We start from the raw sequence: 23,617 nt of genomic DNA, 5'->3' as shown, positions 1-23,617 counted from the left end.
AATCTGGTCCTTTCTTGGGGCTGTCGAGCTAAGACTTGCGTTAGATTGGGGTTGGGTATAGATGGATTGTCGTTAGGACTAAGACTAAAGTGCAGTCGGGATGTTAAATCGAGAAAGAAATATTTTAGCATAGTTCAAAGATTTCTCCTCTGTGGTCGAAATGACGATTCAACATAATCATTCACCTTTTCCACTCATCTTCAAAGTCATTTTTATCGATAGCGAATGCTTCAAATTCTAAAAGGTCGATTGGCTGGTCTGTAAGAAAACCAAACTCATCTTCGATCATTTCTTCACTGTATTTTAGTTGCTTACCGTTTTCGTAAATCTCCATCTGCCGAAGCACTTCTCCGTTTTGATCGGTTTCAAAATAAAAGTCGCAGGTTCCCCAGAGTTCAGATTTTTCAATCCGGATTTCTTCAAAATGTCGTTTGTAGTAATGCATGGTTATGAGGTTGTGGTTAATGACCGAATATCTCCTGGTCATAATCATAGCCAATCTCTTCAGGGAATTTTCCTGCTAGATCAGGAAAAATGATTTGAATAGATTCGAAGTCATTGTCTTCGTACAACCTGAAGGAACTCAATATTTTTTCATTCAAAGCATCATTTTTCACCGCAATGATATAGACCGGGAAACGGTCGGTCAAATTATTTAATTTCTTATTTAAGGGTACTCTTTGATTCTTAAATGTATGGGCATAATTCGTGATCAAAGTATTGGTAAGCCCGTTAGGCAATCCGGAAACAAAAGCTTCGGGTATACCAAAATTTTTATACAAACCAGTTGAATAGCCAAATGGCGTAAAGTCTATAGACTCCGTGACGTATGTTACATGAAACCCATTTTTTTCGATGTTATTATCGACATTTTCAAAATACAATCTTATTTTCTCGTCGTTCATTGTGTCCTTTGTTTTCCTTAATCTTTGGCATTCCTGGCGCTTATCGGTTAATCAATAAGCACTAACATCCTATCCTGTTTTATAACCCATTTACCTTCCTCCTTTTCCAGAAAATATACCCTACTGCTAGCAGGTTGCCCGAGCTGATTGTGGAACATCATAATCGATAAAGCCATTGTACCGTCATCGCTAACCATTACCGGAGCAAATACTACGGCACGTTTCGACTTCCTTATAGATTTGAACCAACTTTTATCATTGGTAGACAATGGATAATTAGCAAGGGTAGCGGTATCAATCCGGTTGAGAAAAGCCTTCCATTGCGGTTTCTTCCAGATGTTCGACGCCGAGGTGTCCAGGCCGTCGGGATTGTGGAAATCAAGGTCTCCGATGAAGTTTTTTTGGGTTCGCTTATAAACACCATAAGAAACCCCATCTGAATTTATTGATTTCAGTACAGCCTTATGAATCTGAAAAAGCTGTTCCTTATTTTTCATATGGGCCTGGCTTTGTATCCCCAAAAAAAGAATAAGCAGGGCGGTTAATGCTGTTTTCATTAGTGGCTTTTTGTGTTGATCCATCTGTATATGTTCGGATTGATCAACCAATGTTAAAAATTTTAAAGTTCGTTTCGCCCGTTAATTTAACTTAAGCATTTAATTAAATGACTGGCGGAATTTCAGCGGCGACATATTCGTTTTGTTCTTAAACAGCTTACCAAAGGCCTGCGGATGCTCAAAGCCCAGTGCATAGGCGATCTCGTTCATGGTTAGATCGGTAGTGGATAATTTTTCCTTGGCCAGATCAATTACCTTGCCCAGAATAAAATCTTTGGTGCTGAGGCCGGTTAATGTTTTTAGCAGTCGGCTGAGGTAATTCGGTGAAAGGTTCAGCTCATCAGCAATAAAGCTTACCGGGGGTATCCCTTTTGACCGCAAACCTTCACCTTTAAAATAATCATTCAATAGCTGCTCAAGTTTATCGATAATCTGGTGGTTGCTCACCTTTCTGGTGAGGAACTGGCGCTGGTAGAACCGTTCGGAATAGGTTAACAATAATTCTAAATGTGCGATAATCACATCCTGGCTAAAGCTATCGATCCTTGCACCATATTCCTGCTCAATATTCTTCATAATCGTGATGAGCATTTGTTCCTCGGCATCAGAAAGGTGCAACGCCTCATTGGCCTTGTAATCAAAATATTCATATTGGCGTATTTTGGTGGCTAAGGGGCTGTTCCATAACAGATCCGGATGCACGAGTAACAACCATCCCCGATGACTGGTTGCCGCTTCGAAAGGCCCTTCGATAGACAGCACCTGCAAGGGAGCCATAAATAGCAAGATACCCTCGTCAAAATCCACTTCCTGCTGGCCGTATTTTAGCCGGGCATGGAAACTCTTTTTTAAAGCGACACTGTAAAAGTTATGTACAATGGCCCGTGGTGCCTGCTTTATATCATAAGGCATGTCTTCAAAGCGGATCAGGCTTACCAAAGGGTGTATTGGCTTGGGTAGGCCCATGATCCGGTGGTATTCCGAAATGCTCCTGATATGAAGTGGCGCGGGTTGTGGCATAAACAAATATAGTAGGTTTTACAGGTTGAGCAACAGCTTTAATCCCGATTTTAGGTCGATCGGCGTCCGGCCCAAGGCCTCTTCCATATCCTTGCTCAATGTGCTGCCCTGTCCGTTTTTGATATCGGTCATAAAGCTTGCGATCATCTCTACTTGCTGTTCCGGAATGCCCTCTGCGATTTTTGTATCTTTAAAATGGTCAATACTGATGGGGCTATACTCGATTTTTTTACCTGTCAGCTCCGTTAGGGCGAGCGCAATATCATAAAAGGAATACAGCTTACTTCCGGTAAAATTGTAGATACGGTTGTCTTCTGCATCTCCGGATAGTACGTTTCCAATCGCCTCAGCCTCATCGCTTCTGAGGGCATAAGATACCGCACCGTCTCCTGCCGGAAGCTGGATTCCGCTTTCTAAATAGTTTTTACCAAGCATGAAAATGGCCATCGAATCCATATAAAGAATATTTCTGAAGATCAGGTATTTCATGCCGCTGGCCATCAGGTAATCTTCTGTCTCGAAATGGGTTTCCATAAGGGGATTGGCCAAAGTATTCCGGTCTTTAAGGCAATGACTGGTATAGGCGATACAGCGCACACCCGCTTTTTTTGCGGCATCAATTACGTTTTGGTGTTGCTGTACAATCTTGCCATGGTCTAGTGCCGAAACGAGCAACACCTTATCCACGCCTTCCATGGCCGCCTCCAGCGCTGATTTATCGTCGTAGTCTCCCAAACGAAGCTGGATACCCATTTCTTTCAGGTTTTCTGCTTTCTGCCTGTCTCTTACCAATGCGGCTATCTGTTGCGCAGGTATCTTATTTTTTAATAGGGTTTCGATAACTTTAGTCCCTAGCTTGCCCGTGGCTCCTGTAATTAAGATCATCATGTTGTTTTTTATACTTGACAAATCTCCGGAAACGATTATTACCGCAATGAACAAAATCTTGCTTCGTTTAAACAAATTCTATCTTGAGTGGGGGTGTTTTGCGGGGAGGGGTTAGGGATTTTCAAATACCCCGATAGCAATCTATAAACACCGTGTAAACTGCTCCATTAATTGTTGTATCTTTTGATATTGAGTCAATCGCATTGCTGGTGTTATACTTTGGCTTCTCCCATCTAATACTATGGTTTATTCCTATTCCCCTTTGGTTATACACAGAAGGGTTGGTGATACATATGATAATCGAACTGTCTCTTACGAAATGAACTGAATAGAAGTTGTCCTTATTGAAGTTTTGGTAAATTTTCTTTAGTTCAGGATAAAGCGCCTCGGGAATCTGATCTTTAATTTCATCTCCTTTTCCATAATCAAAAAAAGCATAGGTATAGCGCTCAACTGTTAAACTTCTTTTGTCGTTATGGGCTAAAATAGCGGGTAGATTTTTTAATATAAAATCTTTTAGTTGTACATAAGCATGCATGTTTTTAATGACCTGTTTCTTGAATTGAGCATCTTTCGATATCAATGCATTTTTTGTTCTGATGGATCACAATCTACTGGAGAGGAAAAACAACTGCTTAGGCCAAATGCCAATCCAATCATGGAAATTATTTTTACTCTTATGCTTCGGTTCATAGGCCGCGTCATTAGGAGGAGCTGACTTTCGAAGTAAAGGGCACAAGAACTAAACCTCACCCATTTTAAATATACGTGAATAGTCACTGAATTCCGTGTTTTTCAAATTCTTTGCGATTACTTTTTTGGCGATGTCGAAATCTACAACCCTACAGCCTGCCTCCATGGTTCCACTACCAATGCTTCCACCATCAACATGCCCAAGCCCTGTCGAGCCTAAAAGTTCCTCTAAGTGATCTTCAAGCCTATGGCGTTTATCAAGATCTTCATCTGTACCAAAGCCGTCGATGATATATTCAACCTCCAGGAAAGTCTTTTTATCCTCATCAAATTCGGCATAACCTTCGTTCAGTTTAGCTACGATTTCCTTTTGCACTTTCTTTTGGAAACTGGAGAAAAGCCCCCCTGTAATTTTCTTTTGACTTCCATGTTCCCCAACAATGCCCCAGTGTATGGTTGCCGTTTTATCGTCATCATTCGAGGTCTCCCAATAATGAAACTGTTGATTTATTGATTTGTATAGTTTAAGCATGCTGGTCTTTTGTTAATTCTTTATTCGAGGGAAAGAATAAGCTTTAGGTATAATTATCTAATCTAAATAATCTATAAAACGGTCTGTACCGTCTACTCGTTCTAAATCCGTTCCAACTGGTAGGTTAAGATATGGAATAATGGCAGGATCATAGTTGGCGATAGTATTTACTTCGTAAATCATTGTGTTTGTGTGGTCATCAAGGTACGCTTGCGTTTCTGCGCCAGATAGAAAAATCCATCCTGTATCGTGTTCATAATCAGATTCTTGTCTGTACATAAATTTAACAGGAAGTCCATCTACGGTAATTTTGTCCGTGGCCATACATCCGCCCATATGTGGGATAAGATCTTTGATCTGACTGGCAGATAGTTTAAAATTCTTATGGCTTTGCATGGGTTAAAAAGTAAAATTCATTCTTATTCAAAATGGTGTCAAAAATATTATACTGTAATTTTTCTTTCAAAATTTTCAAAGTCAATTGCTTGTTATGCTGTTTATTGTGTGCTTTATTACTTAACATCCACCATATGGCTATCCCGAATAGCGTTGTAAGTAAAATTGGGAACCAGTGAATTTTAAGCCAAAAATAAGTCAGCACTAAAATGGTAATCAATACGATTTCGATCCAGTATTTCTCTTTGTCTTCATTTCGCTGTTTTAATATCATGAGGTTTCCACGGCCTTTTTTTATGCGTTGCAATACTTTCTTTGTTAGGCTATCCACACTATAATACTGATCTAGGTCAGATAGCCTAAAGCAGATGCCAAATTCGAGTTCTACCGCATCCATAAACCTATAATATTGTCTCGCTCCTTTAAAAGAATTCTTTATAGTGTGTTTATTATAAGAAGGACTCTTTAGGAAGTCGAGAAAGTGAGATTCATTAAAGTTCGTATTGGGACTTTCTCTTTTTTTGTTAAATAGATCAACTATTTTTTCTCTTATTTCAATTTCTGTCATTACTCGCTGCTTATATCATTGCACGGATTGTGATGCTGTGTGGGGAAGTTTGTAGCGAAAAGATTGGTTTTTGTTTAGTTAAAACATGATGACAAACGAAACATGCAGTGTCTTTTGGTTCGGCGAATCTAAAAATCATGGTATGGAGTGCGTTAAGCAATGAAGGTATGTAATATCTGGAATAGTTGCAAAAAGCGTTGTTGTGGAGAGGACTTAATTGCAATAAAAACTTCAATAATTTATATTTGAGCAGTTTTAAAATTAACGTGACGCTATGTTGAGATTTACAAATGAGAAAGGTGTTCTGGGGTTGCCCTGGTAGATTCTAGAATTTTGAAAATAGCATTCCGATCGTTACTTTTAGGCCAATGCTCCAATATTATAAATACCCTCTCAAAGTCTGGCTCGTAAGTGCTGTTTTAGGATTTTTGATCATTCAGATCTATACCTTTCTATTTGAATACTTCGATGCCACTAGTTATAGCGTTTATGTAGGCAACATTGTTGTTTTGCAGTTCTTTTTACTTGCGGGTAGTTTTTTGCTACTGTTCCCTGCTTTTATTTTACTTTGGTTAGTGTATTGGCTGACTGATAAAATGAATTATAGCCCATTTAAACTAAAGTTATTAATGGTGATTTTCGCTCAAGTTATTTGCTTTCTATTATTTTTATTAATGTATCGAGGGGCGCTCGTGGGCACAATGCTCTATAGCCTGTCAATGGTCTTTCCATACTCAATTTCATTATTAATTAGCTCGCTAGCATTTCGAGTTAAGCTTAAGCTGCTCAATCATATTTAAACCATTAAATACAATGTTTCAACACTACAAATACCCTTTAAAGGTGAGGTTAACGGTTATATTGATTAGCGTACCGCTCAATTATCCTGTGGAACTATTGTTATTGGTTCATTCAGATTATAATCGCTTTTTTGAGGGAACAAGCCTCGTGACCATAATTCTTTCCTATATACTAGGCTTATTAGTAGGCTCAGTGCTTTATTTCATTTTCTGACATGGGTATTCTACTATGTTGAAAAAAGGTTTACGAACTAAAGCCGCTTTTGTTCTTTTTGGTCAAAACTTTGGTGAACGTTCTCGTTTGCCATGTTCTTCATTATTACAATCGGATATTCGCCCCCTTAAACAAAAATATCCCCAGCCTTATGCGGGGGATATTGATAAGTTATTTAAAAAAGTATTCTTTATTGCTCATCCGCAACATACACCGGTACGCCGCCCAGCCAGGTTTCCACTACCGGGATATCGCGCATTTTCATAAACTGTTCGGATTGCGTTTTTAAGGAAAGCGGATCCTCGGCTAAGATCACAAAATCGGCATAATAACCTTTGGTTAGCGATCCCACCCAATTGTCGGCATAACATTGCCAGGCCGCATCATAAGTAACGGCAACAAGGGCCTGCTCAGGGGTAAGGCATTCTTCGGCATTTAATACTTCAATGTTTTTGGGGTGTTCTTCCATGATCCGGGTAATGGATTGTTCCATCATCCGCAAGGGGCCCAGCGGACTTACCTCATTATCGCTATGCAGGGTAATCCGCATACCGGCCGCAAGGGCAGAACCGCAGAGGTCGAGCATTTTTACTTTTTTGCCGAAGATTACTTTGCTAAAGGCATGGCCCCAGTAGCCCACGTGGCCGATCAGGAAACTTGGCGAAACACCCATTTGCAGCATCTCGGTGATCTGTGCTTTAGTGAGCAGCGAGCAATGTTCTATCCGGTTGCGCAGTTCAGGACCCCGGTATTGTGCCAGCGCACTTTGATAAGCTGCGATGGCAAAGGTTACGGCCTGATCGCCATTGGCATGGATCATCAGTGGCCAGCCCTGGTTTACCACGCTGCGGATTAAGGTATTGTAATTTGGTGGCATCGTGTTTGCCGGTATGCCGGTTTGCGGATAATTGAAAATCCCGGTATTATCAGGTGGATCACAGCGATAGGGAGCACTCTGGTAACCGGTTAAACCCTGGTTCGAACCATCCGAAACCACTTTAATATGTCCATAATATACAGGTTTGTAATCGGTTGGCTGCACATAGTTTCCCCGGGCAGCAACATCTGCCGCATCAGCACAAAGGTAGGCGCCGCCGATACGCACCAGGTGTGGGTGGGTATCTACATAACTTTTCAACAGTATTTCAAAACCACTGTTCAGGCCCGCATCGTACATAAAGGTGGCTCCCCTCGAATTGGCCGTTTGAAAAAGCTCGGTTAGATACTTTTCAATACCAACGGCCATTGCCATGATCTGTGGGGCGACCACTTTCATTGCCGGTATCATTTCCGGACTTTGCTCCAGTGTGCCTTTGGTTTTCTTGATATAATGTTCAAGAGTTACATACTGCTTTTGCACGTCCGTATTATTTTCGAACACATACTGTAAACCCTTGGTATTTAAATAGAGCGTGTGCATGGAGGCACTTAACAGCATCATCGGCCGGACATTATTAATATTGTCGAGTATCGTATTATCAATGGTTTGCAGTTCTTTTTCACCATTCACCTTTATAAAAGGCATCAGCGAGGGATCTAAGCCTCTCCCCAGAATCACAAATTTGGGGTCATTAGGAAGGTTGCCGTTAATGGCTCTTCCAACAGATTTCAAATTGTATGGCGACTTTAAATTCTGCCCGTCGAAAGGGCTTACATCTATCCATTCGGTCATCATTGCAGTTGGAACAATGTGCACATGTGGTTCGATGAGACCCGGGAGCAAGGTTTCCCTGAGGGATAGTACTTTGGATTGATATCCTTCCTTGTAAGTGGCGTCCATAAATGCTTTAACCGTTTTTTTATCACCGATGCTTACCACAGTTCCACCAGCAAAGCCAATGGCTTCAACCGTATCGGTTAAGCCGTTGATCATGGGCCGGATGGTGCCGCCGCTGATCATCAGGTTTTGTGGGGGTACAGGTTTGCTTTTCTTTAATCCGGATTTCATTTTGGCCAGATTTTCTGGACTGAACAATTCTTCTTTAAGAATTTCTAAAACAGGGTTGTTGCATGAGCATTGTGCGCAGCCGTGATCGTGAACATGATGGTTTTTCATAAGATTGATTAAGAGTGAATACTTAGCTTGTTTTGTATGTCCCAAAATACAATATTTTCTTAAAGCTCCGTGCCCGCCAACTGGCAGGTGTTTGGCTGGTATTTATAGTTATCAATTATGTTACAGTGTGTTAGCGATACTAATCTGCTTTCAATTCGCCTGTGTGTAGTTTAATCGGCATGTCATTTATATTCAAAAATGTTCATTGCCGTAGGTTTTATAATTGATCTTTTTATTCATTGTGTGGTATCATTAATGCAGAGATATGAAGGGAGGGTATGACGAAAAGGACTACCAGCGATTGCAGGAAATCAGTAATTGACAAAAAAATAAGTTTCCATGCTTCAGGGCATAAAATAAATAATAAAAAACAACAGCATGGGCATCCATCTTAAGGTGACTTTTATTTGTCATTTTAATGTCAATAAAACTAGGTTGATAGTTATTGGCGTAGAATTAATTACATATTTGATCGTCTAAGAATTATAAGTATACTGTGTGAAAAAAGTCTGGTAAAGTAATTTTAATTTTATTTATTTGTATTGTTAATTATGATTTTGATATGCCTGATGCCAGAAGGTATTTTCACGTTAAACAATAAGATAGCCGCAAAACAACTCCGGTTGGTGAGACGAAAATTGATATTAGGATAAGTTTTAGCCAATAGAAGATTGTGCAGAAAGTTTATACTACAAAAGAAGGGCAATTTATTTTTATTGCGGTATTTTTTCCGTCGTTTCCTGTACCTGGAGAACCAATACGGGTTGGGGGATTGGCCACAAGAAAGCCAGTTATCATTAACCAGATTTTTTGTGAGCACCTTACCGTAGCTTTCGGACGATAACGGATTCTTTAGCTTAAGCACACCTGTTTACAGCTGGAAAAAGATAACAGCGTTTATCCTTATTTTGAATAGCACATTGAGTTAACAACATTCTTCGTTTAGGGTAAAGGTTAAGGATAAACAGGCAGATTATATTGTCGGAATAGCGAACAAAATTATTAAACTATTGGGCTTCTTATCAGAAGACATTCACAATTATCTATTTGAAAAAGAAATTATTACTCTCGCTCCTATTTATTGTCCTTTTTAACTATATAAAGGCTCAAGATACTCATTTTGTGATCAAGGACAGCAAAGATAAACTGGCACTACCAGCTGTGAGTTTCATACTTTCTCAGGATACGCTTTTCAGGAAAAAAGTGCTGAGCGATCAAAACGGAAAGGTAAGTATAGCCAATTTAACTTCTGGAAAATACCGGCTACAGTCTTCTTATGTAGGTTATTTGCCGCTTGATACCACTATACAGATACAAACAGGTCAAAATATTTTATTGTTTTTAAAAGAGGAAACCATTTCATTAAAAGGGGTTACGGTAGCTGCAAAAAAAAAGTTTATCGAGATGAAAAAAGGGAATTTCATTTTGAATATACAAGAAAGTGCATTGGCAAAAACAGCTAATGGCTGGGATGCATTAAAATACGGGCCTCTGGTAGAAACGGGCATGGATGGTACATTAAAGGTAGAGAACAAGGCTGCCACTGTATTCATTGATGGCCGTCAAATATTTTTGTCGGGAGAAGAGTTGATGAAATATCTGGAAAATATTCCTGCCGCTAATATTGAAAAAGTTGAAATATCTTCACACCCCGGAGCCAGATACGATTCGGGTATTGGTGCTGTGATTTTAATTACAACAACAAATTTGAAATACGAGGGATTAAAAGGCGCCTTAAATCTAAGCAATGGTTATGGCATTTTTCCAAGGTACAATGGCGGACTTACCTTAGATGCAAAAAAAGGCAGATTTATAACACAGGCCGGTTATACCTATGGACAGTCGAAAATCAAGGGACTTACCAATATTAATACCTCAGTTAATTTGAAAAACTTACCCTGGCAGGTTACGCAAACCAATATCAATAATAATCAGTCGCAAAGAGTTTATGGTAATTTAGGTCTTGATTTCAATAAAAACAACCTGCTCACCCTATATGCGGAGTATACACCCAATACCAACCACAATGAAGTGGATGGAAATAACGGGGCTATTACGCCAGAAAGACAGCTTTCGCAAGATTCAGTATGGCAAAGTTTCAATTCGGTCAATGGCAGGTCGCGAACATTTGCATCACAGGCGATCTACGAGAGTAAGTGGGACAGCACAAAGCAAAGTGTGAAGTTTACAATGGCTTACTCCAGAAATAATGCCATGAGCACAGTAGATAATAACTTATCTTACTATGATCTATCAGGTAGTTTAATTCAAAAAATGCCATTTTACAGGGTTCAGCTTCCCGGAAAAACAGGCTTTACGACTTTTTCGGGGCAATATGTTCGGACATTATGGACCGGTGAGTGGATTTCGGGTTTGAAATACTATAATACCACCCTGTCTAATGAAAATTCAGGTTATACCTATACCAACATTGAACGGACGGCCGGAGAGGCACTAAACAGCAAAATAGATTTTAGATATAACGAATTTAATTACGGCGCTTTTACTTCATGGGAGGCGCAGGTAAAATCGTGGTACTTCCAATTGGGATTGCGGGTAGAACAAAATAGGGTATTTTCACAGATTAACGGAACAGACCGGGAAAAGATATATGATCGGATTTCTCCTTTTCCTTCAGTATATATCCAAAAGCGTATCAATGAGAAAAATTTAGTTGCAATCAACTATAGCAAGCAAATATCCCGCCCTGATTACAGCTTACTAAATCCTTTCTCCCGATTTACGAATAATACAGTTGCCAATTTTGTTGGAAACGATCAGATCAAACCTGCGCGAACACATAGTTTAAATTTAAGCTGGACATATCAAAGTAAACTTGTATTTAGTAGCGGCGTGGTAGTGCTCAATGACCTGATATCATCTATTTTGCTGAGAAATAATGATGGCTTGCTCATTCAGCAATACGATAACTTTAATGGTATTTACTACTACCTCGGGGCATATTATACTGCACAACCCGTAAAGTTCTGGCAATTGAGTGTGAATACACGCCTGAGTACGATAGATGTAAAGCCTTATAGTAACCTTCCGTTAGGCAAGGCAAATGTTAATGTTTATGGGAATGTGAGTAACGATTTGTCCTTTCCCAAAAATTGGAAAATAGGTATCGGGTTTGATTGGTCGAACTTCTCCAGCGATAAATTTTATCATCACCGGGGCTATAGTAATTTGAGTGCCGCTATTACGAAAGAATTTAAAAAACCTCAATTGAATGTATACATCAGAGCGAATGACATTTTAAAGGATTATTATTCTGGTTATAACGCATTATTTATTCCCTATAATACGGAGGCCTACAATGATAGACGTGCTATCGTTTTTGGTTTGACTTATAGGTTTGGTAAACAAACCGTTAAGGCTAAAGAAATCGCCAAAGACAATAATTTAGAAGAGTCGAATAAGAGACTGAAATAATCTGCTTTATAAAGTAACCAGAAATAACTTTTGCCTAATTTTCAAGCATTTTGCAAAAGCGATTTTGAACAATCTGCCCTTCTCATTAAAATGTAGGCTACACCATATTAATTTCTTAACTTCGCAGCGCTTTTGGTTCCCGTTGTAACGAACGGGGTTAAAAGGGAATCCGGTGAAAGTCCGGAACTGTCCCGCAGCTGTAAGCTCCTTTAACGGATTTCTATTCATTTGCCACTGTTCCCGACTTGTCGGAATGGGAAGGCGGGAAATTCCGGGAGATAAGTCAGAAGACCTGCCACATGCATAATCATTCCAATAGCTTTCGGGTAATAGGGCTGGAATGAGGTATATATTATTTCAATTTACGATTTTGATTTTAATCTACTGTGGAACCCAATTAGGGACAGGTATGGATTTGGCATTTGCCCGCAAAGGGAGAAATGCCCGGCATTGCAGTTCCAGTATGCTTATACGGGGAATATTACTGCTTGCGCTGGTATTTTTGACGCAAATCGCCATTGCCCAGGTGAGAGATTCGTCGAAGGTGCACACCCTCAAGGAAGTAAAGGTGCGGGCAAATAAAACCTCAGCCAGAAATACCTCTTCAACCCCTGCCCAGATCATTGGTGGAGAAGCCTTACAAAGACTCAACAGCTTTTCGGTGGCCGATGCCCTCCGGTATTTCAGTGGGGTACAACTCAAAGATTATGGTGGCATAGGAGGTTTAAAAACCATTAATGTGCGGAGCATGGGCAGCAACCATACCACCGTTTTTTATGATGGCGTGCAGATGGGCAATGCCCAGAACGGACAGGTAGATCTGGGACGGTTCTCTTTGGATAATATGGAAGAGGTAGCGCTTTACAATGGCCAGAAAAGCACCATTTTGCAACCCGCCAAATCGTTTTCTTCGTCGAGCACCATTTATTTGCGCACCAGAAGACCGGTTTTTGAAAACGGAAAAAGCTTTAATTTCAAAACCGGATTTAAAACGGGCTCCTTTGGCCTGGCCAATCCATCCTTTGCCTACGAACAAAAAATAACAGCAAAATCAGCTGCCTCTATAAGCGGCGAATGGGTAAATGCCAATGGCAGGTACAAGTTTTACGACAGGGGCAACGGCTATAATGATAGCACTTTTGTGCGGACAAATGCCGATCTGGATGCCTATCGCCTGGAGGCAGGTTTAAATGGTATGCTGGCCGATAGTTCAATCTGGGCTGTTAAAGGTTACGGATACTATTCCGAAAGAGGGCTTCCAGGTGCGATTGTGGCCAACAGGTACGATTTTACTCAACGCCAATGGGACCGCAATCTCTTTATACAGGGAAATTTTCAAACCCCTGAGCAGAACCGCTATGTGTTGCTATTTAATGCCAAATACGCCAAAGATTATCTACGCTACCTTGATCCCGATTTTGTGAAGGATGACGGCTTTTTGGATAACCGTTACCATCAGGATGAAGTATACCTTTCTGTGGCCAACCGTTTCCGCATTTTGCCGGTATGGGAAGTAGCACTTTCGGCAGATTATCAATGGAATAAGCTAAATGCCAACCTGTACCGTTTCCCCTTTCCCACCAGGCATACCCTACTCACTGCGCTGGCTTCTGAACTCAAACTTAAAAGCTTTAGCTTACAGGCTTCGCTGCTTGGCACATTTGTGTCCGACATGGTAAGGGAATACAGCAGTGCAGGCAATAAACAGGAACTTAGCCCCACGGTTATCGCAACCTTTAGTCCAGGCTGGAGCGAAGGGCTGATGTTCAGGGCCTTTTATAAAAACATCTTCCGGCTACCCACCTTTAACGATCTTTATTACACCTTTATCGGCAACACATTACTCCGGCCAGAGTTTACCGATCAATATGATATCGGCGCTACCTACACTTTGCAACCCGAACATACTTTGCTGACTTCCTTATCCTTTCAGGTTGATGCCTATTACAATACGGTTAAGGATAAGATCGTTGCTGTACCCAGCTCGAACCTTTACCGTTGGACCATGTACAACATCGGCAGGGTGAGGGTACAGGGATTGGAAGCAAATGTGCAATCGGCCTGGACAATATCTGACAAACTTTCGCTGAATGCCTCCCTGAGTTATACTTTTCAGCAATCTCGGGATGTTACCGAGGGCGATATTTATCCCTACAATATTCCCTATATCCCGCTGCATTCGGGTTCTTTTATCATGGCCGCCGATTGGAAAAGACTAGAGCTGAACTACAGTTACATCTACGTGGGTGAACGCTACAATCAGATCAGTACTGTTCAAAGCGCGGTTTACAACCGTATGGACCCCTGGTATACCCACGATCTGGGTATCGGTTATACATTCCCGCTCTTTGGCAAAACAGCTAAGATCACCACCGAGATCAATAATATATTAAACCATAACCGTGACATCATTGCGAATTTCCCCTTGCCACCAAGATTTTATCGCTTCAAATTAAATTATACGATATGAGAAAGCACCTTAAGATCAACCTCTTGCTCATGCTGATGACGCTGTTGATGTTTGCCGCCTGTAGGAAAGATCCTGCTGTTACCCCCGAGCAGACCGAAACGGCCTTTCCACCAAATCCGGGCAGTGTTGTAAAAGGACTATATCTGCTTAATGAGGGCAATATGAACATGAATAAGGCTTCGCTTGATTATGTCGACCTGCGTACGGGGATATACCGAAGGAACATTTATGGTCAGGCCAACCCCGAAGTGGTTAAGGGTTTGGGCGATGTAGGAAACGACATCGGGGTTTATGGTTCTAGACTCTATGTTGTGGTGAATATTTCCAATAAACTGGAAATCCTGGATGTCAGGACCTCCAAAAAAATCAAACAGATTGACATTAGCAATTGCCGTTATGTAACTTTTCACAAGGGAAAGGTTTACGTAAGCGCTTATCTGGGTAAGGTAGGCGATCCGAATGCACCCAATGGCAATATTTCAGAAATTGATACCACCACGCTACAGATTACCAGAAAAGTGGATGTGGGCCGACAGCCAGAGGAAATGGCCATTGTGGGTGAGAAACTTTATATCGCGAATTCAGGAGGGTATAGCCCGCCAAATTATGAACGAACAGTATCCGTAATCGATCTGAATTCCTTTACCGAAATCAAAAGGATTGATGTTGCCATTAACCTGGATAGACTGAAGGCCGATCGTTATGGTGACCTGTATGTGACTTCGCGTGGTGATTATTACAATATCCCTTCTAAACTATTTGTCATTGATACCAAAACCGATCAGGTGAAAAAGACATTTGATATCGCAGCAAGCAATATCTGGATCGACGATGATACGGCCTATATCTATGCCACCGAATGGAGTTACATCCAGCAAAAGAATACCATCACCTATTCTACCATCAATGTAAAAGACGAAACCCTAACAGGCAAAAAGTTTATTACCGATGGCACCGATACGCAAATTAAAATTCCATACGGCATTGTTGTCGATCCTTATACCAAGGATGTGTATGTAACCGATGCCAGGGATTATGTTACCCCCGGAACGCTTTACTGTTTTGATCCTTCGGGAAAAAAGAAGTGGTCGATGGTTACCGGCGATATTCCGGCGCACTTTGCATTTGTATACTAAGGCTAAAACCATAATATGATGAAAACAGATTTACGATTTAATAGAAAAGCACTTATTGTGCTCACGCTTGGACTGGGGCTGATGGCCGCCTGTAAAAAAGACAGCACAGAAGAACTCACATTGAAAATTCCGGAAATCTCTGGAACAAAGGGCGTGTACATGCTTTGTGAAGGATTGATGGGCAGCAACAATAGTGCGATTTCGTACTATGATATCGCCACCAAAACTACTGTTGCCGATTATTATAAACAGGTGAACAAAGTATCGCTTGGAGAAACTGCAAACGACCTGGAACAATATGGCAGCAAAATGTACTGCGTAGTGGCCGGTATTCAAGGCACAAAACAATCATTTTTAGATATTATCGATATCAAAACCTGTAAATCCTTAAAAAGGATTCCTTTCAATTCTGCAACTGATGGTTACATTCCCAGGTTTGTAGCCTTCTATAAGGATAAAGCTTATGTATCACGTTATGATGGGAAAGTGAGCCGTATTGATACTGCAACGATGGCCATTGATGGCGAAATTATGCTTTCGGAAGGATTGGAGCAACTGGCCGTAGCCAACGGAAAGTTATATGTATGTAATTCATCGCATCCATACTATCAGAATGGGGGAAAAAACAAGGTTTCTGTAGTCGATTTGGCCACCTTTACCAAAATAAAGGATATTACGGTAAACCATAACCCGGTAAGGATACAAACCGCTGATAACGGTGATTTATTCGTGATTACCTGGAATGATTACATCATTAACAATAATCCTTCCCTTGATAGGATCAGCAGTGTGAGCGACACCAAAATAGCTTCTTATAATGATGATCTTGGCGCCATTGTCATCAATGGTGCTTCTGCTTATGTAGCCAAAGATGTGTATAGCAATCCTGATATCAAAGTACTCAATACCACTTCCGGAGCGCTTGGCGCAAGCCTTATTACCGATGGTCAGCTCATCAATACCATTTACGGATTAACAGTAAACCCTTTCAGCAAAGAGGTGATGGTTGCCGATGCCAACAACTATAGCGGTAGCCAGGGTTTTGCCTATTGCGTGGGAACGGATGGAAAGGTAAAATTCAGCTTTGAAACTGCAGGTCTTCCGCAGCACGCCGTGTTCAATTACAGTTATAAATAAAAATTAGATTGTATTCTGGTCCTTCAACGGGCTCTCCGTAGGAGTCTTTTGGACAGGATAACAACTTATGTTCAGAATATCCTCTTTTATAAAAACATTCAAATCACCATATACAATCATCACACATGAAAAAAACTTACCTGATCTTAATGCTGGGTATCGCCACATTAATCTATAGCTGTAAAAAAGACAATGAAGCTGCTCCCGATGTAAACCTTTCCATCAAAGGGGAAAGCATGACCTCGAAAGTAAATACCAAAATTGTCTTTGCTGCGGGAACAAATAATGGCAAAGGGTTTAACCACCAATGGAAACTCGATGGTAAAGTAATCAGTACGGCCTATAACTTCGATTTTACACCGGTAACGGCAGGTACCTATGTGATCGAGTATACCGCCAGCAACAATGTTGGATCGTTTTCGCATAAATATACCGTAACCGTACCCATTCCTGTGGTAGCCATTACCCCAAGCAGTACAAAGTTTATTGCTACGGTTTTCGAATACCTGCCAGCACCGGGCCAGTTTATCAATGAGGGTTTAGGTAGCCTTGCCGGGGCACAGAAAATTATTGGCGATGTAAGTCAAACCTCCATGATTACCCTGGGCGGTTTTGGCGGATATGTGGTTTTCGGATTCGACCACTCGGTAGTGAATAAAGCGGGAGCCGATCTGGCCATTTATGGCAACCCGATTGGGGGGACATCACCCTGGGCTGAGCCTGGTATTGTAATGGTAAGTCAGGATGCAAATGGAAACGGTAAACCCGACGATGCCTGGTACGAGCTTGCCGGTAGCGAATACAACAACCCCTTAACGATCAAAAACTACGAAATTACCTATACCAATCCGAAAGGTTATGACAATGTAAGCTGGACAGATAACCAGGGTGGCAGTGGAACATACGATATCAACAATTTCCACAAACACAATTACTACCCTGAATTTGCACCTAACCAGGAAAAATTAACGCTAAAAGGTACTTTGCTTCCATCTACCTGGGGGAAGAACGGGGGTATTTTTATTAACAGTGCATTTACCTGGGGATATACCGATAGCTGGTCAATCGATGATGATTATGCCACAAAGAGATACAACAGCTTCGATTTAGATTGGGCGGTTGATCAAAACGGAAAAAAAATCGCTTTACAGACCATCGATTTCGTAAAGGTATATACCGGCCAAAGAGAAAAGGGAAATACGCTTTTGGGCGAAATATCTACCGAAGTTAAAGGTGCCGCAGATTTAGGCATGTAATAGGTTTCTCAAAAATATTATTCTGGATTAACACGCTTTTACTATCCGGCAATCTTAATGTTAAACAAAATAATTGAAGAGCAATGGGGTTGATACTTAAAGGCCTTAACCCCGGTCTTCCAACATTCGACCTCCGACTTTTAAAATATGAAAACAAAATTGATCATCACCTTAAGCCTTTTATCCGCTGTGCTTTTTTCCTGTAAAAAGGAAAATGCAGATGAAAAAGAAGGGCCGGGCGACAAACCAGCAGCTGGTACATCGCCCTATATCAGCAAAATCTATGAATTTAAACAAGCACCCGGTCAGTTTACCAACGATTTGGCTAAAACAGATATGCTGATTGGAAATGGGGGCAACGGTTTGGTTTCACTTGGCGGATACGGTGGTTACATCGTGTTCGGATTCGATCACAGTATCAGCAATACCACAGGGGTAGACCTGGGCATTTACGGCAATCCGCTGATAGGTGTGGATATGGAATTTTCAGAACCGGGCATTGTATCGGTGATGCAGGATGTAAACAAAAACGGTTTGCCAGATGATGTTTGGTATGAACTTGCAGGAAGCGAATATAATGTCTCAACAAGCATCAAAAATTATAAAATTACCTATTACAGGCCTGCAAAATTAACAGACGATGTACGCTGGACAGATAATCAGGGCAAAGAAGGACTTGTACTGAGAAATCAATTCCACTTACAGGATTATTTCCCTTCGTGGGCCACAACAAACGAAATTTCTTTTACCGGAACGCTGCTTAAAAATACCCTTACTCCTGGCGAGATCATCACCAACAAACCCTTTGCATCTGGTTATGCAGACAACGGATCCAACGAATACATTGCTTTACAGGAATTGCTGGGTAGGGGATACAATACCTTCGATATCGATTGGGCAGTAGATGCAAACGGTAAAAAGGCAAACCTCACTGCTGTTGACTTCGTAAAGGTATACACCGGACAAAATAGCAACGGCAATCCCTTCAGTCCGGATAACAGCAACGAACGCTCCCGCTATTTAGGAGAGATTTCGACAGAATTTGGCGGAGCGGTTGATCTAAAACTTTTAAAAAATAAATAACACATCATATTAGAATGAAACAATTAAACTTTAAACAACTACTGATCGGGGCATTGGTTTTAACCACTGGCTTATACGCTTGTAAAAAAGACCCTGTAAAGAACCTGGAGACAGACCCTGTGGCAGGCAAGTACGCTGACGGATTCTTTCTGATTGGCGAAGGTTCTTACGCACAGAACTCAGGTACCATCAGCTTTTACCGTTATGGAGGAGATACCCTGGCCATCAGGGCTTATGAAAAAGAAAATCCTGGAAAAATATTATCAAATGCTGCAAAGACGAGCACCCTTCAGTTTGCTTCGGTAATGAACGGAAGCATTTATTTAATGTGTAAAGCAAATGGCCCGATTGTAAAAGTAAATGAATATACCCTTAAAGAAGAGGCGCGGTATGCACAGGAAGCCAGCAACTGGAGAAGTATGATCCAGGTGGACGGAAGCAGGGGACTGGTAAGTGCAAATGACGGTGTATATCAGATTGACCTGAATACCTTAGCGGTGCAAAATAAACTGACGAGTGTAGGTGCTTTAAATACAAGTGAGATGTGGAAAAAAGACGGTTATATTTATTTACTGCAGAGCAATGGTGCAAAAATTGTATCAGCAAGCAATTATTCACTGGTGAAAAGTTTTTCGAACGTAAACCGTGGTTTTGCGCAAACACCAAATGGCAAAGTTTGGACCTCAACCGGTAATCGGTTAATTGCCATCGATAACAATCTGGATACAACGGGTGTTGCCCTAAAAGTACCGGTTGGGATTTTTCTTTTCGAGGAGCCTACCCGCATTACCGCATCCACAAAAGAAAATGCTGTTTTTTATCATTCAGGCAAAGCCATTTATAAATATGTAGATGGTAATGCGGCATCATTGTCGGAGCCCTTTATCACCATTGCTGAAAGCCCTTTCATGGTTTACGGCGCCATCCGCTATGATAAGAATAAGGATTATATCGTGGTAAACGGAATCCAGGGTTACGGTGCGGCTTCTACGGTAAACTACCTGATGATTTATAATGCATCAACTGGTGTTTTGGTTAAAAAAATCAAATACGGTGGCGATGGCGTTACCGCTGACTTTTCAAAGATTTTCTTTAATGATCTAGCCGTATTTCATTAGGATGGTTTTAAAATTACATCTTATTTAGTATCAAAAGGCCTCCATTGAGTGATTTCAATTGGAGGCCTTCCATTTAGAATAAGAAATGTGATTAACGCGGTAAGCAGCAAGGGCAACAGAAGCCAGAGTAATCGTCATCATCGTCATCATCGGATAGTGAAAATTTTTCTGACAAATACACTGTGTTTCCAAGGGATGTTTGATCGGATTGTTCTTCCTTACCGATGTTGCCAGCGTTATCGATACTGTTCGAAGTAGGTGTAATATTGATTTGATCGTTTATCATCTGGATAAAAAGGTGAGCATACTATTTATAATGCTTTTTTAAGCTGAAGCCCAGCTAGCTACATATTCGTGAGGACGTATTAACTACATTTCCCCAAAATACTCGGCTGCATTATTTTCGGTTTCGTAAAGTTTAACCGAATGAAGCAGCACGCCATCATTTTCCTCTACCGGGGCTTTTAACTGATTAAAAATCCCGGCACAAAGAATTTCTGTGGTCGCCATTTTGCCCTGCATAAAAGCCACATCGAGGTTTAAGTTCTGATGGTCAAGTTTTTCAATTACATATTCGTTGATGATCACTTTCAGGTCTTTAAGATCCATCAGATACCCCATCTCATAATTGATGCGTCCTTTAACTGTAACCAGGAGCGTATAATTGTGGCCATGCCAGTTTGGATTGGCACACTTACCAAATACTTTGAAATTTTCTTCCCGTGTCCATTCTTCGCGGTACATGCGGTGTGCCGCATTAAACCGTTCTTTTCGTGTGCGGTATATCAGCATTAAACGATCATCCGCCTTTCTGTTTTTTTATTTGCATTCTTGTAACAAGGCACCATGTGTTATCCATGGTGCCTTTTGTATTTAAATTACGCTTTCCGCGCGCGCTATGCTGATCTGCTCGCGGGCCTTTTTGGCTGCGGCAACCAGGTTGATCAATGCGGCCTTGGTTTCCGGCCATTTACGGGTTTTTAAACCACAGTCGGGATTTACCCAAAGGTTACGTGCAGGAAGGAGATTTGCTGCCTTTGCCAATAATAAAGTCATCTCTTCCGTACTCGGTACCCTTGGCGAGTGGATATCGTATACCCCGGGGCCGATCTCATTCGGATATTCAAAATTGGCAAATGCTTCCAGCAGTTCCATTTGTGAACGGGAGGTTTCAATGGTGATCACGTCGGCATCCATGGCTGCGATATGTTCAATGATATTATTGAACTCGCTATAACACATGTGTGTATGGATCTGGGTTTTATCCTGTACACCACTGGCTGTAATCCTAAACGCATTAACCGCCCAATCGAGGTAATGTGGGTGCTTGGCTTTTCTTAAAGGCAGCCCTTCGCGGATAGCCGCTTCATCAATTTGTACGATACCGATGCCCGCTTTTTCCAGGGCCAGTACTTCATCGCGGATGGCGAAGGCAATCTGATTGGTGGTGATATCACGTCCCTGGTCATCACGTACAAAAGACCATTGTAAAATCGTTACCGGACCGGTTAACATCCCCTTCATTGGCTTGTCGGTCTGTGCGGCAGCAAAAGTGCTCCAGCGTACGGTCATGTCTTTCGGGCGGCTTACGTCGCCATAAATCACGGGTGGTTTTACGCAACGGCTTCCGTAACTCTGTACCCAACCGTTTTTGGTAAATAGAAAACCGTCTAACTGCTCGCCGAAATATTCGACCATGTCGTTACGTTCAAACTCGCCGTGCACCAGTACATCCAGGCCAATTTCTTCCTGCCAGCGGATCGCTTCTATGGTTGCCCGTTCAATGGCCTGTTCATATTGTTCCAGACTCAAGTCGCCTTTTTTGAATTTGGCACGCAACTGACGGATATCGTCCGTTTGCGGGAACGAACCTATGGTTGTTGTTGGGAATGCAGGGAGGTTAAACCGTTCGTGGTGTAAAAGCTGACGTACAGGGAAAGGACTTTGACGGCTTGCATCTGCTTCGGTGATCGCCGCAATACGGTCTTTTACCGCTTGTTTGTGTACTTTTTGCGAAGTACGTCTGCTTTCAATGGCTGTTTTATTGGCTTCCAGTAAAACAGTATTTCCTTCAACAATCTGGCGGATTTCGTTCACCTCGTTTAATTTCTGTTTGGCAAAGGCCATCCAGTTTTTGACCTCGGGATCAATTGCCGTTTCCAGCTCCAGATCGATCGGGCTGTGCAGCAAGGAACAGGACGGCGCCAGGATCACCCTGTCAGCACCCAGCTTCGCTACCGCTTTGTTGATCAGGGCCAACGATTTTTCATAATCGTTTTTCCATACATTCCGGCCGTCTACCACTCCTAATGATAGCTGCAGGTGATCTGGAACCAGTGCAAGTACTTCGTCCATCTGTTCAGGAGCGCGTACCAGATCAACATGTAATGCATGGACAGGCAGGTTTACCGCTAGTTCAGTATTATCAAGCAAAGCGTCGAAATACGTTGCCACCAGGATTTTGACACCGCTCACACGGTTGGCAATAGCACGGTAAGCATAGTCGAAAGCTTCTTTTTCTTTTTTCGAAAGATCAAGCACTAAACAGGGTTCATCCAGTTGTACCCATTGGGCACCCTGTTGTTTCAAACGGTTAATGATCTCGATATACACGGGAACCAATCTTTTGATCAGGTCGATACGCTCAAAACCCTGTTCTTTCTCCTTGCCCAAAAGCAGGTAACTAACAGGTCCTACCAGAACCGGTTTGGCTTTTTCGCCAAGCAGTTGTTTTGCATTGTTATATTCTGCGAAAATGTTTTCATAAAAGATTTTGAATTCCTGGTTGGCACTAAATTCAGGAACGATAAAATGGTAATTGGTATCCAGCCATTTGGTCATTTCCATGGCGGTAATGTCCAGGCCATCCTTTTGGTAGCCGCGTGCCATGGCAAAATAAAGGTCGAGCTCGTTGTTGGATTTGATCTGCGAAAGCACCGCCGAATAACGTTGCGGGATAACGCCCAGCAAAAAACTGGTATCCAATACCTGGTCATAATAGCTAAAGTCGTTACAGGGGATGAGGTCTATGCCCGAATCAAGCTGGATTTGCCAGTTCTGTTCTTTGAGGATACGGGCCACCTTATTGAGTTCAGTAAGTTCGATTTTACCTGCCCAATATTGTTCGCAGGCTTTTTTCAATTGTCTTTGGCTTCCAATGCGAGGGTAGCCGAGGTTTTGGGTTAACATATTTTTCAAATTTTAAATGGTGAATCATCATTACAAAATTGCTTTATGCTTCGGGGAATACCTTTGGGGAAAAAGACTGAGGGAGAAGAATGCAAGCCATGCGCTTAGGGCACAGAAAAGCCTATAGGTTTGTACCTATATATGCATCCAGCTGACTTCAGGCT

General features: G+C 41.6%; 20 protein-coding genes and 1 riboswitch. Of the genes, 7 read left to right on the top strand and 13 right to left on the bottom strand.

What is annotated here, in order from left to right; all coding sequences use genetic code 11:
- Positions 1 to 181: 181 nt before the first annotated feature.
- From AC04Q1_RS21305 to AC04Q1_RS21260, 10 genes are all read right to left on the bottom strand, one after another.
- On the bottom strand, positions 182 to 445 hold the full coding sequence (locus tag AC04Q1_RS21305) for a hypothetical protein (protein WP_478366559.1): 264 nt from the start codon (positions 443 to 445) through the stop codon (positions 182 to 184).
- 16 nt (positions 446 to 461) lie between these two features.
- A complete protein-coding gene (locus AC04Q1_RS21300) occupies positions 462 to 905 on the bottom strand; it encodes a DUF4262 domain-containing protein (RefSeq protein ID WP_478366558.1) in 444 nt (147 codons plus the stop codon).
- A 47-nt stretch (positions 906 to 952) separates the two neighbouring features.
- Positions 953 to 1,462 carry a hypothetical protein gene (locus tag AC04Q1_RS21295; protein WP_478366557.1) on the bottom strand — a complete coding sequence of 170 codons (510 nt, stop codon included), beginning with the start codon at positions 1,460 to 1,462 and terminating at the stop codon, positions 953 to 955.
- A gap of 99 nt (positions 1,463 to 1,561) precedes the next feature.
- On the bottom strand, positions 1,562 to 2,482 hold the full coding sequence (locus tag AC04Q1_RS21290) for a helix-turn-helix domain-containing protein (protein WP_478366556.1): 921 nt from the start codon (positions 2,480 to 2,482) through the stop codon (positions 1,562 to 1,564).
- An 18-nt stretch (positions 2,483 to 2,500) separates the two neighbouring features.
- On the bottom strand, positions 2,501 to 3,370 hold the full coding sequence (locus AC04Q1_RS21285) for an SDR family oxidoreductase (RefSeq protein WP_478366555.1): 870 nt from the start codon (positions 3,368 to 3,370) through the stop codon (positions 2,501 to 2,503).
- 121 nt (positions 3,371 to 3,491) lie between these two features.
- Entirely contained in the window at positions 3,492 to 3,953 is a 462-nt protein-coding gene (locus AC04Q1_RS21280; RefSeq protein WP_478366554.1) for a hypothetical protein, read from the bottom strand.
- Positions 3,954 to 4,112: 159 nt separating this feature from the next.
- Positions 4,113 to 4,595: a hypothetical protein gene (locus AC04Q1_RS21275; RefSeq protein ID WP_478366553.1), complete on the bottom strand. Its 483-nt coding sequence runs from the start codon at positions 4,593 to 4,595 to the stop codon at positions 4,113 to 4,115.
- Positions 4,596 to 4,652: 57 nt separating this feature from the next.
- A complete protein-coding gene (locus AC04Q1_RS21270; RefSeq protein WP_478366552.1) occupies positions 4,653 to 4,991 on the bottom strand; it encodes a DUF2185 domain-containing protein in 339 nt (112 codons plus the stop codon).
- Positions 4,978 to 5,559, bottom strand: a complete 582-nt coding sequence (locus AC04Q1_RS21265; protein ID WP_478366551.1) for a hypothetical protein — start codon at positions 5,557 to 5,559, stop codon at positions 4,978 to 4,980. Before AC04Q1_RS21265 ends, AC04Q1_RS21270 begins: the two co-directional genes overlap by 14 nt.
- A gap of 1,204 nt (positions 5,560 to 6,763) precedes the next feature.
- The gene (locus AC04Q1_RS21260) at positions 6,764 to 8,629 is read right to left on the bottom strand and encodes an amidohydrolase (protein WP_478366550.1); all 1,866 of its coding nucleotides are present in this window, start codon (positions 8,627 to 8,629) and stop codon (positions 6,764 to 6,766) included.
- Positions 8,630 to 9,676: 1,047 nt separating this feature from the next.
- Here AC04Q1_RS21260 and AC04Q1_RS21255 point away from each other — a divergent pair.
- From AC04Q1_RS21255 to AC04Q1_RS21225, 7 genes are all read left to right on the top strand, one after another.
- Positions 9,677 to 12,064, top strand: a complete 2,388-nt coding sequence (locus AC04Q1_RS21255) for a TonB-dependent receptor (protein ID WP_478366549.1) — start codon at positions 9,677 to 9,679, stop codon at positions 12,062 to 12,064.
- 116 nt (positions 12,065 to 12,180) lie between these two features.
- Positions 12,181 to 12,378: riboswitch (cobalamin riboswitch) on the top strand.
- A 95-nt stretch (positions 12,379 to 12,473) separates the two neighbouring features.
- Positions 12,474 to 14,534 (top strand): TonB-dependent receptor, encoded by a 2,061-nt coding sequence (locus AC04Q1_RS21250; RefSeq protein ID WP_478366548.1) that lies wholly within the window; start codon positions 12,474 to 12,476, stop codon positions 14,532 to 14,534.
- On the top strand, positions 14,531 to 15,670 hold the full coding sequence (locus tag AC04Q1_RS21245; protein WP_478366547.1) for a YncE family protein: 1,140 nt from the start codon (positions 14,531 to 14,533) through the stop codon (positions 15,668 to 15,670). The genes AC04Q1_RS21250 and AC04Q1_RS21245 overlap by 4 nt, the downstream gene beginning before the upstream one ends.
- Positions 15,671 to 15,685: 15 nt before the next feature.
- On the top strand, positions 15,686 to 16,807 hold the full coding sequence (locus AC04Q1_RS21240) for a YncE family protein (RefSeq protein WP_478366546.1): 1,122 nt from the start codon (positions 15,686 to 15,688) through the stop codon (positions 16,805 to 16,807).
- Positions 16,808 to 16,932: 125 nt separating this feature from the next.
- Positions 16,933 to 18,063 carry a PKD domain-containing protein gene (locus tag AC04Q1_RS21235; RefSeq protein WP_478366545.1) on the top strand — a complete coding sequence of 377 codons (1,131 nt, stop codon included), beginning with the start codon at positions 16,933 to 16,935 and terminating at the stop codon, positions 18,061 to 18,063.
- 147 nt (positions 18,064 to 18,210) lie between these two features.
- On the top strand, positions 18,211 to 19,146 hold the full coding sequence (locus AC04Q1_RS21230) for a PKD domain-containing protein (protein ID WP_478366544.1): 936 nt from the start codon (positions 18,211 to 18,213) through the stop codon (positions 19,144 to 19,146).
- 14 nt (positions 19,147 to 19,160) lie between these two features.
- The gene (locus tag AC04Q1_RS21225; RefSeq protein WP_478366543.1) at positions 19,161 to 20,264 is read left to right on the top strand and encodes a DUF5074 domain-containing protein; all 1,104 of its coding nucleotides are present in this window, start codon (positions 19,161 to 19,163) and stop codon (positions 20,262 to 20,264) included.
- A gap of 91 nt (positions 20,265 to 20,355) precedes the next feature.
- Here the strand turns inward: AC04Q1_RS21225 and AC04Q1_RS21220 are convergent, their stop codons facing one another.
- The 3 genes from AC04Q1_RS21220 to metE form a co-directional block, all read right to left on the bottom strand.
- On the bottom strand, positions 20,356 to 20,550 hold the full coding sequence (locus AC04Q1_RS21220) for a hypothetical protein (protein WP_478366542.1): 195 nt from the start codon (positions 20,548 to 20,550) through the stop codon (positions 20,356 to 20,358).
- A gap of 83 nt (positions 20,551 to 20,633) precedes the next feature.
- Complete coding sequence (locus AC04Q1_RS21215; protein WP_478366642.1) at positions 20,634 to 21,053, bottom strand: 6-pyruvoyl trahydropterin synthase family protein; 420 nt, start codon at positions 21,051 to 21,053, stop codon at positions 20,634 to 20,636.
- Positions 21,054 to 21,137: 84 nt separating this feature from the next.
- Complete coding sequence (metE, locus tag AC04Q1_RS21210; protein ID WP_478366541.1) at positions 21,138 to 23,453, bottom strand: 5-methyltetrahydropteroyltriglutamate--homocysteine S-methyltransferase; 2,316 nt, start codon at positions 23,451 to 23,453, stop codon at positions 21,138 to 21,140.
- Positions 23,454 to 23,617: the final 164 nt, after the last annotated feature.

The organism is Pedobacter humicola (genome assembly GCF_056490705.1).
This window is presented reverse-complemented; position numbering and strand designations above follow the sequence as displayed.